The sequence below is a fragment of the Nitrospirillum karajorum genome (genome assembly GCF_036348415.1).
Classification (GTDB): Bacteria; Pseudomonadota; Alphaproteobacteria; order Azospirillales; family Azospirillaceae; genus Nitrospirillum; species Nitrospirillum amazonense_B.
Genome location: NZ_JAZBQB010000001.1, coordinates 884,256 through 899,011 on the forward strand (window position 1 = coordinate 884,256; position 14,756 = coordinate 899,011).

The window sequence follows — 14,756 nt, forward strand, 5'->3', positions numbered from 1 at the left end:
CCGCGCCCACCTTTCCCCGCTCAACGGGCTGAGACGGCGTCGCGGACGGCATCCACCATGAGGTGCAGGCCCAGGGCGCCCATGACGGTGCCGGTCACCCGGTCGATGCCGCCCTTGGCCCTCAGGTAGGCGCGGCGCGGCGCCTCCAAGGAAAAGGCCAGGGCCACCACGCTGTACCAGCCGGCCTCGATCAGGAAGATCATGGGCGGCAGGACCAGCAGGTGGCGCGACGGTTCCCCGACCTGGGACGGGGCGGGCAGCAAGGCCGCGAAAATGCTGGCATAGGCGATGGCGGTCTTGGGATTGCTGAGCTGGGTCGCCAGCGCCACGATGAAGGCGCGGCCCAGCGACGGCACCTGACCGCCCGCCGGCGCGCCATCAGTCATGGCCAAGGGCGTGGCAAGGGGCGTGCCGGCCCCCTGCCACATGCGCACGGCGAGATAGAGAAGATAGAGGCCACCCGCCAGGCGCAAGACCATGTTCAACCAGACCACCTGGGTCAGCAGCGCGGTCAGGCCCAGCAAGGCCAGGGTGCCGAAGAGGGTGCCACCCACGCCCATGCCGGCTGCGGCAGCCAAGCCGTTGCGGCGGGATTGGCCGACGGCGGTGCGGGTGACCAGCACGAAGCTGGGTCCGGGGGACATGGCCCCCAGCAACAAGGCGACAAGAATAGGGATCAGGCTGGCAAGCATGGGGCGTCCCTTCCGTTGCGACGGTGGATGGCCCAGGCGCGCGGCACGGGATGCCCCCGCGCTTACCGATGGTGCCCCATCTTTGGCCCCGTCGCCCGGGGCCTGCGCCAGTCACGCGGATGGGGGAGCGTAACCGCTGCGGGCTCAGCCCGCAACCGCGCCTTGCCGATCCGCCCGCCGGCCGAAGATGCCGGCCATGGCCAGGATGGCAAACCCGCAGGAGGCCATGACCAGGGGCGTGGGCAGCAGGGTCAGCAGCGTGGGCGCCGCCATCATGGCCACCAGCGTCCCCAGGCAGTCCAGCACCAGGAACAGGCGGAAGACGGCCGCGATTTCCCCGCCGGTGAACCGCGTCTGCCGCAGCGTGGTCACCGGAATCTGCGACAGCGGGCCGCCGGTGGCGGTCCCCATGGCTGCGATCGCCATGGCCGGCAACGTCCAGGGGGCCGGCAGCAGCGTGGCCAGCGACAGCACGACGAAGCCGCCCCCGACCAGCATATCGCCAGCCATCACGAGGATTAGCGGCCGCCGCGCGAGCATGCCGCCCGGTGGCAGGCTGCCCACCACCAGGTTGCTGACCAGATTGCCAGCGCCGTAGGCGGAGAACAGCAGGGCCAGCGCCGACAGGCCGCTGAGGCCGAAGCCTTCCACGCCCTGCTGCCGCACCAGCAGCGGCAGCGACAGCCAGATGGTCAGGGTCCACAGTCCGCCGGTCAGCCCGTTGCGCCAGAGCAGATAGGTGAAGGGCGGTTCGCGCCGCACCAGGCGCCAGCCCGCCAACAGCCGGGCGGACAATCCGTCCGCGACTCGGGTGGGCGGCATCGGTTCCGATGCCGGCGGATCGGCGAGGTAGGGCCGCACGCTGAATACCGCGACGGCGGAAGCCAGGAAGCTGATGCCGTTCACCCCCATCAGGGCCACCGGCGGCATCAGCGTCGCCAAGGCCCCCGCCAGTGTGGGGCCCACCAGCCGGGCCAGGCGCAGCGTGCCGTCGAACAGGGCATTGGTGGCGGCCAGCAGGCTGCGGTCGCCCGCCAACCGGGGCAGCGACGCCTGAAGCGCGGGATCGAACAGGCCGGCCAGGGCGGACAGCGCCACCGACGGCACCACCAGGGTCCACAGCGTCAGATGGCCGCTCACAGCCGCCAGCACCGGCACCGCCGCCAGCCCGGCCCGCGCCAGGTCGGCCGCCATCATGACGCTGCCATGGTCCCATCGCCCGACCCAGGCGCCGGCCAGCAGGGCCACGGTCATGAGCGCCAGCGTGTCGGCCGCCGCGACATAGCCGGTGTCCGCCCCCACCAGGCCCACGGCCAGCCAGACCAGGGCCATCTGGTGCAGTTGGTCGCCCACGGCCGAGAGCGACAATGCGCCCCATAGACGGGCGATGGGACCGTGCGTCAAAGGTTTCAACAGGCGCATGGGTGGGGCTTTAGGCTGAGGACCGGAAGGACGGGCGCGGGCCCCTGCTTACAATAAGCGGACGATCCGCGCAGTGGCGAACCCCACAGCGGCCGCATCGGGGCGCTTATCGCCCAAAAGCTGCACAGCTTTGCGGCAACATGCCTGTAACAATCCAGAACTGCCCAATCACTGGGCGCTGGCCCCACCCTGCGCGCAGCCGAAATGCTTATATCGCAGCAGCGAAGCAATTGGCCCGGTTATTGCTGACACCCCAAGATAGAGTGAAAGCGGTCCCACGCCCCTTAATCGGGCGTCGGGCAGCACTGTTTTGGCAGATGGGTCGAGTAAAGAGAGCGAGTAACCGATTTTCCCCAACCCATGAATTGACAGAGACGAATGACGAAACGGGCCGTCACCATCATTGTCAAAGCCATAAGCCGGATGCCGGGCGCTGATGACCGGCACATTTTCACGGCACCCGGGATGATTCCAGCTCTCGATATTTCGAAAATACACAAATACTCCTTTAATATCGCCGCCCGTCAGGGCGGCCATTTGTATTTCCGCACCCTCCATTACCCTTCAACCCCAGCATGAGGCAACGCCCCGGGAGCCGAGCGCGGCGCTGACCCGGCAGCGCGACCCGTCACCGGCGGCTATTGATTGGTGCATCGCACCCGGCCGCCGCCGATTACCCCACTCCGCCCGCCGGGTCCGACCCGGCGGGCCGGAGACGAAAGTCGCAGACGACGCCGCGCCCCCGTCACCCTTGGGGCGGGCGGATGCAGGACCACAAAAAATAATCGAACAGGAGAGCCTTGCCTTGACCACGAATCCTCCGCAGCGCGCCGAGCGCCGCATGGCCCGTTTCCTGGGCGCCCTGGCCCTGACGGCCGTGCTGGCCGCCATCATCACCGAGGCCGGCGTCATCTCGTCCAGCGGGACGGCCACGGCCAAGCAGCCCATCACCCGCACCGATGCGGGCAGCTTCCCCATCTCCGCCGCCGTGTCCGTCCCGGCGGGATCGGACGTCGTGTATCTCAGCGGCATGACGCCGTCGGTCGCCGACCCGAACGCGCCCAAGGGCAGCATCGAGTCGTATGGCGACACCGCCACCCAGACCGTCAGCGTCCTGAACAAGATCAAGGAGGCGCTGGCCGCCCAGAAGCTGACCATGGGCGACGTGGTCATGATGCACGTCTACCTGGTGGGCGATCCGGCCCATGACGGCAAGATGGACTTCGCCGGCATGATGTCCGGCTACACCCAGTTCTTCGGCACCGCCGACCAGCCGAACAAGCCCGCCCGCAGCACCCTGCAGGTGGCGGGCCTCGCCTCCCCCGGCCTGTTGGTCGAGATCGAGGTGATCGCCGCCCGCGCTCCCTGAGCCGGGGCGTCCGCCACCAGGCCACCGCCGGGTGACGGAACGGCCAGACGATCGCTGACGCAGACGAGGAAGGTGCATATGCCTGCCATGACCGAACTGCCCGGCGCCGGGGTGACACGGCGCCATTTCCTGGAAAAGGCGGCGCTGCTGGGCGGCAGCGCCATGGTGATGACCGCCTTGAACGCCTGGGGCGCCGGCATCGCCTCCATGACCAGCGCGCCGCCCGCCCTGCGTGGGTCCGGTGCGGGGCACAAGCTGCTGATCCTGGGGGCCGGCGTCGCCGGTATGACCGCGGCTTATGAGATGTCCAAGCTGGGCTACCAGGTCACCATCCTGGAGGCCCGCGCCTTCGGCGGCGGCCGCTGCCAGACGGCGCGCAAGGGCTTCAAGTTGACGGAGCTGGGCGGGGAGGAACAGGAGTGCAAGTTCGATGAGGGGCTGTACCTGAACCACGGCCCCTGGCGCATCCCGTTCTGCCACCGCTCCACCCTTCATTACACCAAGACCTTCGGCATCCCGCTGGAGGTTCTGGTCAACGAGAACGACGCCAGCTACGCCCGCTTCGACACGGTGAAGGGGCCGCTAGCCGGCAAGCGGGTGCGCCAGTTCGAGGTCCGGGCCGACATGCGCGGCTATACCTCGGAACTGGTGGCCAAGGCGGCCACCTCGGGCAAGCTGGATACCGGCCTGGCCAAGGATGACGTGGAACTGTTCGTCGAGTATCTGCGCGGCGAAGGCTATCTGGAAAACGACCTCAGCTACCGCGGCACGGAAGGCCGGGGGTACAAGGTCAATCCGGGCGCCGGCATCGACGACCCCGGCCCCGGCGTGCCCAGCACGCCCTACGCCTTCCCCGACCTGGTGCAGTCCAAGCTGTGGCGCATGGTGCAGTCGGTCGGCACCTTCGACCAGCAGCACACCATGTTCCAGCCGGTGGGCGGCATGGACCGTATCGCCAAGGGCTTCGAGAAGCACGTCGGCCACCTGATCAAGTACAACGCGGAGGTGGAGCGCATCCGCCAGTCCGACGGTGGCGTGACGGTGGACTATCTCGACACCAAGACCGGCAAGCGCAGCACCATCAGCGCCGATTACTGCCTGTGCACCATCCCGGTCAGCGTGCTGCGCACCATCGACGCCGATTTCTCCGACACCTACAAGCAGGCCATGGCCCTGCTGTCCTATGACCCGGTGTGCAAGATCGGCCTGCAGATGAAGCGCCGGTTCTGGGAGGAGGACGACGCCATCTATGGCGGCCATGTCTACACCGACGCGCCCGGCATCAATTTGATCAGCCTGCCGTCCTCGGGCTGGCAGTCGGCCAAGGGCGTGCTGCTGGGCTATTACATGTTCGGGGCCGACGCCACCGACATGAGCGGCAACACCCCGGCGGAGCGCACGGCCATCGCGTTGGACGTGGGGCAGCGCATCTTCCCGCAATACAAGGAGAACTTTGAAACCTCGTTCTCCGCGTCCTGGCACCTGATCCAGTACAATCTGGGCGGCTGGGGCAACTGGAGCGCGGAGGCGCGGAAGGTGGCCTATCCCGTGCTGAACAAGCCCGACCGCCGCATTTACCTGGCGGGGGAGCATATCAGCTACATCGGCGGCTGGCAGGCCGGCGCCATCGAAATCCGCCTGGCACCAGATCGCGCAAATCCATCAGCGCGTCGCGGCGTGAGGGGGGACAGGATGCGTACAGCCCTTCTTGCCGCCGCCCTTGTCGCCGGCACCTTTCTGACCACGGCGCCCGCCCTGGCGCAAGACGTGGCCAGGGGTCAGGATCTGTTCAACCATAAATGCGCCGCCTGTCATCAGAAGACGGGTTTGGGGGTGAAGGGCGCCTTCCCCGCGCTGGCGGGGGACCCCTTCGTCCTGGGCGACCCCGAACCGGTGGTGCGCACCGTGCTGCAGGGCCGGGGCGGCATGCCCACCTTCGCGGCACTGCTGAGCGAGGATCAACTGGCCGACATCATCAGCTACATCCGGCAGGCCTGGGGCAACAGCGCGCCAGCCGTAAACGCGGGCTTCGTCGTCACCGTGAAAACGAACGCCCATCCGCAGGACAAGGCGCCGACCGTCACGCATTGAGCGGAACGGCGGCAAGGTTTCAACGGGCCCCAAGGACATCGTGACCGGGCTGGAAGTCGGGAAGCTTCCAGCCCGGACCCGGAACCCAAGGGGCGGAAAACGAAAGGAGTGCAATGGCAAGTCACGACACCTTTTCAAAAGGCGGCTGGACTTGCGCTGAACAGTTGTTTGAGACTTTGAAAAGAGGCGGACGGGGCTAATGAGCCGCCTTATTCTGAAAAATTGCGGGGAATCGCGCCATCAAGCGCCGTGATCTAACAAAATCCAAAGATCAGGGGGCCAACATGACGCATACAAACAACACCAACGCCATAAGTGCGCGTGCCATGAGCGCGCGTAAAGCCTGGACCATCGCCCTGCTCTGCACGGCAGGTTATCTCGCCATGGGCACGGCCAGCGCCGCCACGGCACCGGCACCGGCGGCGGACACGGACAGCCTGTCGGAAATCGTGGTGACCGGCAGCCGCCGCGTCGACCGGTCGGTCGCGGACTCGCCGTCGCCCATCGACGTCTTCTCGCCGGAGGATCTGTCCCGCCAGGCTGGCGGCGACACCAACGATCTGCTGCGCCAGCTGGTGCCGTCCTTCAACGTCGCCCGCTTCTCCATCTCCGACGGGTCGACCTTCGTCCGCCCGCCGACCTTGCGCGGCCTGCCGCCCGATGAAACCCTGGTGCTGATCAACGGCAAGCGCTTCCATCGCTCCGCCCTGGTGCAGATCGGCGCCAACGGCCTGACCCAGGGATCGCAGGGCCCCGACCTGGCGCAGATCCCGGCCATCGCCATCAAGCAGCTGGAAGTGCTGCGCGACGGCGCCGCCGCCCAGTACGGTTCCGACGCCATCGCTGGCGTCATGAACTTCACCCTGAAGGACAGCGCCGACCAGGGCACGGTGGTGGCCCAGTGGGGCCAGACCTATGCCGGCGACGGCGGCAGCGCCCACATCCAGGCCAATTCCGGCCTGCCCCTGGGTGATCGCGGCTTCGTCAACATCAGTGCCGAGTACGTGAAGAACGATCCGACGTCGCGCGGCACCCAGCGCCCCGACGCCGCCAAGCTGGCGGCCCAGGGCCTGACCATCCCCAATCCCGCCCAGCGCTTCGGCGACCCCGCGGTGGAGGCGGAACGCCTGTTCGTCAACAGCGGCATCGACCTGGGCGACAATTCCAAGGTCTATCTGTTCGGCAACTTCGGCCACAGCTACGCCAAGGAAAGCTTCAACTACCGCAACCCCACCACGGTGTCGTGGTTGAAAACGCCGTTCGCGTTGGACAGCGGCGCCACCTTCCAGTGGAACAGCGTCTTCCCCAACGGCTTCACGCCCTGGTTCTACGGCGACATCCTGGATAGCAGCATCACCGGCGGCTACAAGACGACGCTGAAGAACGGCCTGATGATCGACGCCAGCGCCAGCTACGGCAAGGATGAGCTGCGCTACAGCATCCGCAACACCGTCAACCCCTCGCTCGGGCCCAGCAGCCCCCGGCAGTTCTACGTCGGCACCCAGATTCAGGAGGAAACCAACCTGAACCTGGACCTGACCTATCCCGTGAACCTCAGCTGGCTGGCCAGCCCGTTGACCCTGGCGGGCGGCGGCGAATACCGGCGCGAAACCTACACCATCAAGTCGGGGGATGTGGCCTCGTACCAGGCGGGCAAGTACTACACCTCCGGCATGCCCATCGGGTCCAACGGCTATCCCGGCTTCACCGCCAATGACGCCGGCCAGTATCCGCGCGGCAACTACGCCTTTTACGCCGACGCGGAAGCCGACATCATCAAGAACCTGAGCGCCGGCGTGGCCCTGCGCTATGAAGACTTCGACGATTTCGGCGACACCACCAACTGGAAGGTCTTCGGCCGCTATCAGCTGACCGACTGGCTGGCCGTCCGCTCGTCCGTCAACACCGGCTTCCGCGCGCCGACGCCGGGCCAATCGCACATCAGCAGCACGCAGACCACCTTCAAGGCGGGCAGCCCGGAACCCATTGTGCTGGGCACTTTCCCGGTCGACAGCCCTGTGGCCAAATTCTACGGCGCCAAGACGCTGAAGCCCGAAACCTCGTTCAACATCGCCGGTGGCCTGGTCTTCGACCTGCCGGGCGGGGTCAACCTGACCGTCGACTATTACAACATCAAGGTCGAAGACCGCATCGGCATCACCAGCGACTTCACCGTGTCCGCCGCCGACCAGGTGAAATTGGCGGCGCTGGGCGTGGTGGGCGCCAACACCCTGGGCAACGTCAACTACTTCGCCAACGCCTTCGACACCCGCAGCCAGGGCGTCGACATCGTCGCCAACAAGACCTTTGACCTGTATGACGGCGAACTGCGCCTGACGGCGGCGGCCAACATCAACCACACCGATGTCACCAAGTACGACCCGACGGTGATCGACGACAACCGCAAGCAGGATATCCAGAACGGCCTGCCGCATTACCGCGTGAACCTGACCGCCACCTATGACGTCGGCGCATTCAGTTTCATGTATCGCGGCAGCTATTACGGCGCCTGGCAGGACAACTCCAGCGCCGGCCAGCATTACGACCCCAATTGGATCTTCGACGCGGAGGTCGCCTACAAGGTGACCGAGGACCTGACCGCCACCGTCGGCGCGCAGAACCTGTTCGATACCTATCCGCAGAAGAATCGCAGCACCGCCCGCCTGAATTATGGCGACCAGTACCCGGACACCTCGCCCTTCGGCTATGACGGCGGCATGTATTATTTCCGCCTGGCGTACAAGTTCTGATCGCCCAACAGGGCGCAAGGGAAGGCCGTCCGGGAAACCGGGCGGCTTTTTCTTTGGGCGAACGCGGTCTTTCCCGTCATAGTGGCAGCCATAACAACGCAAAAATGGGGAATGCCCTTTTCATGAGCATGATCGCGAACATCCTGGTGGCCCTCGTGGCCCTGTTGCACGCCTGGATTCTGGTGCTGGAAATGGTCTTGTGGACCAAGCCCGCGGGCCTGCGGGCCTTCCGCAACTCTCCGGAAAGGGCGGCACAGACGGCCGTGCTGGCCGCCAACCAGGGTCTGTACAATGGTTTCCTGTCGGCGGGTCTGTTGTGGGGCCTGGTCTATCCGGACCCGTCGGCCGCCCTGCACATCAAGACCTTCTTCCTGTTGTGCGTGATCGTGGCCGGCGCTTACGGCGCCTGGTCTGTCAGCCGCCGCATCCTGATGATCCAGGCCCTGCCGGCGGCCGTGGCCCTGGCGGCGCTGTGGCTGGCGTGAACTCCTGAAAAAAGACCGGCGCCCCCTGGTACGGGCAGGTAAAGGGGGCGCCGGCCGGGGGACGTCAGGCGCCGGACTTCGCGGAGCCCTGCGTCGCATCGGCGATGACGCGGCGGGCTTCGGCGATTGCGTCCGGGACGCCCTTGCCCCCCTTGGCAATGCTGTCGGCCAGGCCCATCAGCGCCTTGCCGGTGACGGAGCCGTTGTTGGCCTCTTCCGCCACGCTGACGCCCTGGTGCCGGGCGATGACCTGGTCCCAGGCGGCGCGCACGGCCGCCCAATAGGTCATGGTCTTGGTCCAGTACTCATCCGCCACGGCGACGGGGAAGGCGTTGGACCGGCTGTAGGTGTTGATCACCGTTTCATGCACGAAGGTGACCAAGCCCCCCTCCCGCAGCCCCAGCTTGGCGTTGTCCTGCTCATGCACCCAGCCGGCGGGCGTCAGCGCGTGGCGGTTGGTGCCGCTGTAGCGGTCATAGGGCGGGTGGCGGGTGGCGTCACGACGGGCCAGGGGGCGCCACGTCTCGTTACCGGTCCACCGCGAGACGCCGGCGTCGTGGCGCCAGCAGCCCACCCCGCCATAGCGCGGGGAATCATCCGTCTGCCAAACGGTCTGGGACCAGGCCCCCTTGGCCGCCGCCCCGTCCACCGGGGTCAGCGACCAGTGGCCCGTGCCCTGGTAGGCCAGCACGGCGGCCGGCTGGTAGGTCCAGTCCTGCCGCCAGTGCTTGACCACCACGGGCAGGCCGTCCTCGCCGTCCACCACCAGGATGTGCTGCAGGCGAATGATGGAGCCAGCGTCCTCCACCACCCGCACCACCTCATCCCCACCGCTGACCTTGGGCGCGATGGGCGTGTAGTCGGGCAGGAAGGGCGTGGTCTCGCGGAAATCGAAGGTCACCTTGTAGGTGCCGGCCATGCCCAGGATGGCCCGCCTGTCCTGTTCCGGGGTGGGGGCCACGGAAGCGGTGGCCGCTTCGGCCGCGCGGGCCGCCAGCGGCAGGTGGGTGGCGACACCCAGCAGGGCGGCGCCGGTCATGAAAGTGCGGCGGCCGGCTTTAAGCGTCTCATGCATGGTCATCGGGGTGCCCTCCTTGGGCAGGTCATGCGAGCGGGGAGGAAGGTGGCGGCGGGCACGGGCGGGGCCCGCCGCCACCAGGATCCGGCCGGACGTCCCCCCGCCGGCCGGATCGGTATCAGCGCATCAGGGTCACAGCTTCAGGGTCAGCGAGGCGCCAACGTTGCGGCCCGGCTGGGTCCACGCATCCAGCACGGTGGAGGTCGCGGACTGGCCGCGCACATCACCCCACCACCAGTACTTCTCATCCGTCAGGTTGAAGATGCCGACGCGCAGGCTGGCGTTCTCTGTCACGGTCCAGTAGGCCGTAGCATCGACGATGGTGAAGGCCTTGGGCAGGAAGTAGGTGGCGCTGCTGACATCGGACCGGTCCTTGGCGCCGGAATGGGTCATGGTCAGCTGGCCACCGTACCGGCCGGCCGGGTCGCGGTAGGTCAAGCCCAGCACCACCTTCCACGGATCGACGCTGTCCAGCGGCGTGGTGACACCGCCGGAGGTGCTGTCGCCCTGGGTGTAGGAAAAGGCGGCCAGCGCCCCGATGCCGGAGTTCAGGGTGACCTGGCCCTTGGCCTCCGCCCCGCGCAAGGTCACCCGCGACAGGTTCACGTACTGGTAGATCGCCGGGTTGGCGGCGGTGAAGGTGCCGCCAACCTGCACCTGGTCGATGAAGTCGCGGTAGCGGCCGGCATAGCCGGTGACGCTGGCGTCCCAGCGGCCGCCGCCCAACGCGGCGTTCTCGACGCCAGCCCCCCAGCCCCCGTTGAACTTGAAGCCCCCCTCGATGGTCTGGCTGGTTTCCGCCTTCAGGTTGGGGTTGGAGACGGACTTGTAGTTCTGCGTGGGGTTGGCGAAACCGTTGTTCACCTGCGACGGCGACGGCGCCTTGAAGCCTTCCGCCAGGTTCACGAACACGCCCACGTCCGGCAGCACGTGGTAGAGGAGGCCCAGCTTGGGCGAGACATGGCTGTCGTTCTTGGAAATGGGCGTCAGCGCCGTGAACAGCGGGTCGTTCTTTTTGGGCGACAGATCGTAATAGTCGAACCGGACGGCGGGGTAGAGCGTCAGCCGGCGGTCGAAGGCGTTGATCTCGTCCTGCACGAAAACGCCCGCCAGCGTATAGTCGGTGGTGGGATAGGCGCGGGAGGGGAAGGCATCGCCGGCGGAGGGCACCGTGCCATCGCGCAGCGACTCCTGGTGGGTGACGGAGTAGTCGCCGCCGTAGACGAAGGTGTGCGTCAGGTCGTGGCCCAGCGTCTTGCTCTGCGCCTGAAGGTCGACGCCATAGACACGGGTGTCGAAGGTGCTGTCGCGCGTGCGATCGGCGGCGGTGTTGCGATCCTCCGCCCCATACTGGGTGGCGTGGGTTTCTTGGTAGTAGGCCGTCCAGCGCAGGCTTTCGATCACGTCCGCGCCGATGTCATAGCGGTGGTCCAGGCTGACGCGGTTGCGGTCCTCGCGGTCGCGGGCGATGAGGCCCAGCACGCTGGTGGAGGACAGCGGCGGCTTGGCGATGGCGCTCAACACCGTGGTGTTGGTGTGGTTGTCATCATGGTCGAAGGTCAGGCGCAGGCGGTGCGCGTCCGACGGCTCATAGACCACCTTGGCCAGGACGGCGTTGGACTGCAGATCCTGCGGGTTGGCGGTCGTGCGGTCGGTGTTGGCGGCGTTGTTGTCGCCATTGGTCGCGGTCTCGTTGCCGTCGCGCCGGGTATAGGCCACCAGGGCCTGCAGCTTGCCCACCCGGCCCGCGGCCACGGCCCCCTTGGACCAGGCGCCATCGGCGGAGGTGTAGCCGACCGAGCCCTGCGCCGCCCAATCCCTTGTTTTCCCATCTGGGCCCGCGGTCAGAAAATCTTCCGGATCCTTGGTGATGAAGCTGACGGCGCCGGCCACGCCGTCGCTGCCGTACAGCGCCGATGCGGGGCCGCGCAGGATTTCCACGGACTTCAACAGCCCCAGGTCGACATAATCGCCGCGCCCCATGTTCTGGGCGCCGAAGCTGTAGGCATCGGGCACGCGGATGCCGTCGGTCAGCATCAGGACGCGATTGCCCTCCAGCCCGCGGATGTTGAAACCGCTGTCGCCATCGCGCCCGGTGGATGACCCGGCCAAGGTGAAGCGCGCCGGGCTTTTGCGGACCGAGACACCGGGTTCGTAGCGCACCAGATCCTTGATGTCCGTCACCAGTTGGTCGTCGATCTGCTGGCTGGTGATGACGCTGACGCTGGCGGGGACGTCACTGATGTCCTTGGCCGTGCGCGTGGCGGTAATGGTGATCGTCGCCGCGGTGTCGGCCGCATCCGCGGGCGCCGCGTCAGGTGGGGCCGCCGACGACGCGGTATCGGACACCGCCGCCGACGCGGCGTGGGACAGGGTGGCGCCCCCCAGCGCCGCCAACAGCCAAAGCGGAACGGTCGCCTGTAACAGCGTTCGCTGCATTTTTGTTTTCCCCGTGAGGTTGGTTCCTGCCGCAGCTATATGATGCATGATATTAAGAATCAATATCATTCTTAATTGCCGGTTTGGCGGGCGCGCAACCCGGCCCTGACCAGGCAGAGGTTTGACCCGGCGGCGTGAATCCGCCAAAAAACCGCCAATCCCAATTCTGTTCGTGGCTTGCCCCACGCCGCTCTTCCGCGGCGGACATGGCGGGCCGCCCCTTTCAGGATGACAGCCCCGTGACGATTTTCCTCCGCCGCCCCCACCGCCTTATGCACTCCGTGGCGGCGATCGCCCTGGTGGTGGGTGGGGCCGCGCAGGCCGAGCCGGCCGACCAGCCGGCCACCGTCATCATCACCGGCGTGCGCGACCAGGGCTTCCGCGCCACCGACACCCAGTTCGGCGCCGCCGGCACGGTGCTGGACACCCCAGCGTCGGTCAGCGTCGTCACCCGCGACCTGATGGACGACCAGCAGGCCCGGCGCCTGAGCGATCTGATCCGCAACGACGCCTCCATCGGTGAGAACTACGCGCCGGAGGGCTATTACGAAGACATCGCCATCCGCGGCTTCCCGCTGGATCTGGCCACCGGCCTGCAGATCAACGGCCTGACCATCGCCGGGGAACAGCCGGTGGCGCTGGAAAACAAGCAGCGGGTGGAGTTCCTGAAGGGCCTGGCCGGGGTGGATGCCGGCGTGGTGGCTCCGGGCGGCCTGGTCGATTACGTCACCAAGCGGCCGGCGAATGTGCGCAGCCTGACCCTGGGCACCGACAACCGGGGCGGTTTCTACAGCGCGGTGGACGTCGGTTCCGTCTTTGGCGAGCGCAAGCAGTACGGCCTGCGCCTGAATGCGGCGCATGAGGACATCGCCAGTTACGTCGACCATGCCGATGGCTACCGCAACTTCGGCTCCATCGCCGGCGACTGGCGGGCGACGGAGGACGATACCTTTAATCTGGACCTGGAATACCAGCGCCGGGTGCAGCACTCCGTCTCCGGCTACCAGTTGCTGGGCGGCACCGCCCTGCCGGCGCTGGACACGGTGTCGCCGGAACGGATGCTGGGCGCGCAGTCCTGGACCAAGCCGGTGACCATCAACGCCCTGAACCTGTCCGGCCAGTATGAGCACCGGTTCAGTGAAGACTGGCGCCTGGCGGTTTCGGCCGGCCACAGCCGCACGGTCATCGACGACAACGTGGCCTTCGCCTATGGCTGCTACAACGTCCCCAGTTGCGCCGCCGGCGAGTCACCCGGTTACTACTTCGCGCCCAACGGCGACTTCGACGTCTACGACTACCGCAGCCCGAACGACGCGCGGGAGGATGACCAGGCCCAGGCCCTGCTGCTGGGCAAGGCGGCGACGGGCGCCATCGGCCACAGCCTGACCCTGGGCGCCAGCGTCTTTCGCCGCACGGTGACGCAGACCGACTACGTCTATGACTATGTCGGCAGCGACAACATCTATAACCCCACCCCCCTGGCCTTCGACCGTTCTCCCAACAACCCGGGCGCCAATTACCAGCGGCTGGACAGCCGCCAATACGCGCTCATCGGCATGGACAGGGTGGACCTGGGCGCCCTGGTCCGGGGGCTGGAGCTGGACGCCGGCGTGCGTGGCGTGTTCCTGCGCGAACGCGCCTATGACGTCAGCCACACCACCATCCGCAACACGGCGGAGACCCTGCCCCTGCCGCAGGCGGCCCTGGTCTACAAGCCGCTGGCGGCCGTGACCCTGTATGCCAGCCATTCGCGCGGCCTGTCGCTGGGCGGGCAGGCGCCGGCCTGGGCCACCAACGCCAGCGAGATCCTGTCGCCGTCGCTGTCCTGGCAGGACGAGGTGGGCGCCAAGTACGACTGGAACGGCCTGCTGCTGGGCGCCAGCGTCTTCCGCCTGAGCAAGGCCTATGAGTATGCCAAGCCCGACGACAGCGCCTATGGCTTCACCTATGTGCGCCAGGGGACGGAGCGGCACGACGGGCTGGAACTGAACGCCGCCGGCCAGGTGACTGAGGCCCTGCGCCTGACGGCCAGCGCCACCTTCATGCACGCCGTGGCCTATGGCACGGGCACGCCCGCCTATGACGGCCACCAGGCCATCAACGTGCCCCATGTGCGCACGGCCCTGTACGCCGATTACACCCTGCCCCACCTGGACGGGCTGGCCCTGCTGGCCGGGTGGCAGTATGTGGGCGCGCGGGCGGCGGCGCGCGACGCCGTGGCCACCGCGCCGGCCTATCATTTGTTCAACGCCGGCCTGCGCTACGCCCCCAGCGCGCTGGACGAAAAGCTGACCCTGCGGCTGTCGGTCGACAACCTGCTGGATCGGCGCTACTGGAAGGATGTTGGCGAAAGCGCCGGCGACGCCTATCTGCATCTGGGGGCGCCGCGCACGGCGCGCTTCACGATCCAGTATTCCCTGTAAGGCCAAC

10 protein-coding genes are annotated in these 14,756 nt (G+C 67.2%); 5 read left to right on the forward strand and 5 right to left on the reverse strand.

Features of this window, described 5'->3' with window-relative positions; all coding sequences use genetic code 11:
- Window positions 1-20: 20 nt before the first annotated feature.
- From UCD39_RS04060 to UCD39_RS04070, 3 genes are all read right to left on the reverse strand, one after another.
- A complete protein-coding gene (locus UCD39_RS04060; protein ID WP_330494805.1) occupies window positions 21-692 on the reverse strand; it encodes a LysE family translocator in 672 nt (223 codons plus the stop codon).
- A gap of 144 nt (window positions 693-836) precedes the next feature.
- Entirely contained in the window at window positions 837-2,114 is a 1,278-nt protein-coding gene (locus UCD39_RS04065; protein ID WP_330494806.1) for an MFS transporter, read from the reverse strand.
- A gap of 168 nt (window positions 2,115-2,282) precedes the next feature.
- Window positions 2,283-2,651: a hypothetical protein gene (locus UCD39_RS04070; protein WP_330494807.1), complete on the reverse strand. Its 369-nt coding sequence runs from the start codon at window positions 2,649-2,651 to the stop codon at window positions 2,283-2,285.
- Window positions 2,652-2,919: 268 nt separating this feature from the next.
- Here UCD39_RS04070 and UCD39_RS04075 point away from each other — a divergent pair, with 268 nt between their 5' ends.
- The 4 genes from UCD39_RS04075 (at window position 2,920) to UCD39_RS04090 (ending at window position 8,809) form a co-directional block, all read left to right on the forward strand.
- Window positions 2,920-3,483 carry a RidA family protein gene (locus tag UCD39_RS04075; RefSeq protein WP_330494808.1) on the forward strand — a complete coding sequence of 188 codons (564 nt, stop codon included), beginning with the start codon at window positions 2,920-2,922 and terminating at the stop codon, window positions 3,481-3,483.
- Window positions 3,484-3,561: 78 nt separating this feature from the next.
- Window positions 3,562-5,574, forward strand: a complete 2,013-nt coding sequence (locus tag UCD39_RS04080; RefSeq protein WP_330494809.1) for an FAD-dependent oxidoreductase — start codon at window positions 3,562-3,564, stop codon at window positions 5,572-5,574.
- 326 nt (window positions 5,575-5,900) lie between these two features.
- Window positions 5,901-8,324 carry a TonB-dependent receptor plug domain-containing protein gene (locus UCD39_RS04085; protein WP_330494810.1) on the forward strand — a complete coding sequence of 808 codons (2,424 nt, stop codon included), beginning with the start codon at window positions 5,901-5,903 and terminating at the stop codon, window positions 8,322-8,324.
- Window positions 8,325-8,446: 122 nt separating this feature from the next.
- The gene (locus UCD39_RS04090) at window positions 8,447-8,809 is read left to right on the forward strand and encodes a DUF1304 domain-containing protein (protein ID WP_330494811.1); all 363 of its coding nucleotides are present in this window, start codon (window positions 8,447-8,449) and stop codon (window positions 8,807-8,809) included.
- Between the two features lie 64 nt (window positions 8,810-8,873).
- Here the strand turns inward: UCD39_RS04090 and UCD39_RS04095 are convergent, their stop codons facing one another.
- Together UCD39_RS04095 and UCD39_RS04100 are read right to left on the reverse strand one after the other, a co-directional pair.
- Complete coding sequence (locus tag UCD39_RS04095) at window positions 8,874-9,890, reverse strand: DUF6607 family protein (protein ID WP_330494812.1); 1,017 nt, start codon at window positions 9,888-9,890, stop codon at window positions 8,874-8,876.
- Between the two features lie 129 nt (window positions 9,891-10,019).
- Window positions 10,020-12,326, reverse strand: a complete 2,307-nt coding sequence (locus UCD39_RS04100) for a TonB-dependent hemoglobin/transferrin/lactoferrin family receptor (RefSeq protein WP_330494813.1) — start codon at window positions 12,324-12,326, stop codon at window positions 10,020-10,022.
- 239 nt (window positions 12,327-12,565) lie between these two features.
- On the opposite strand from UCD39_RS04100, the gene UCD39_RS04105 reads away from it, so the two are divergent.
- Entirely contained in the window at window positions 12,566-14,749 is a 2,184-nt protein-coding gene (locus UCD39_RS04105) for a TonB-dependent siderophore receptor (RefSeq protein ID WP_330494814.1), read from the forward strand.
- The last annotated feature ends 7 nt before the right edge of the window (window positions 14,750-14,756 follow it).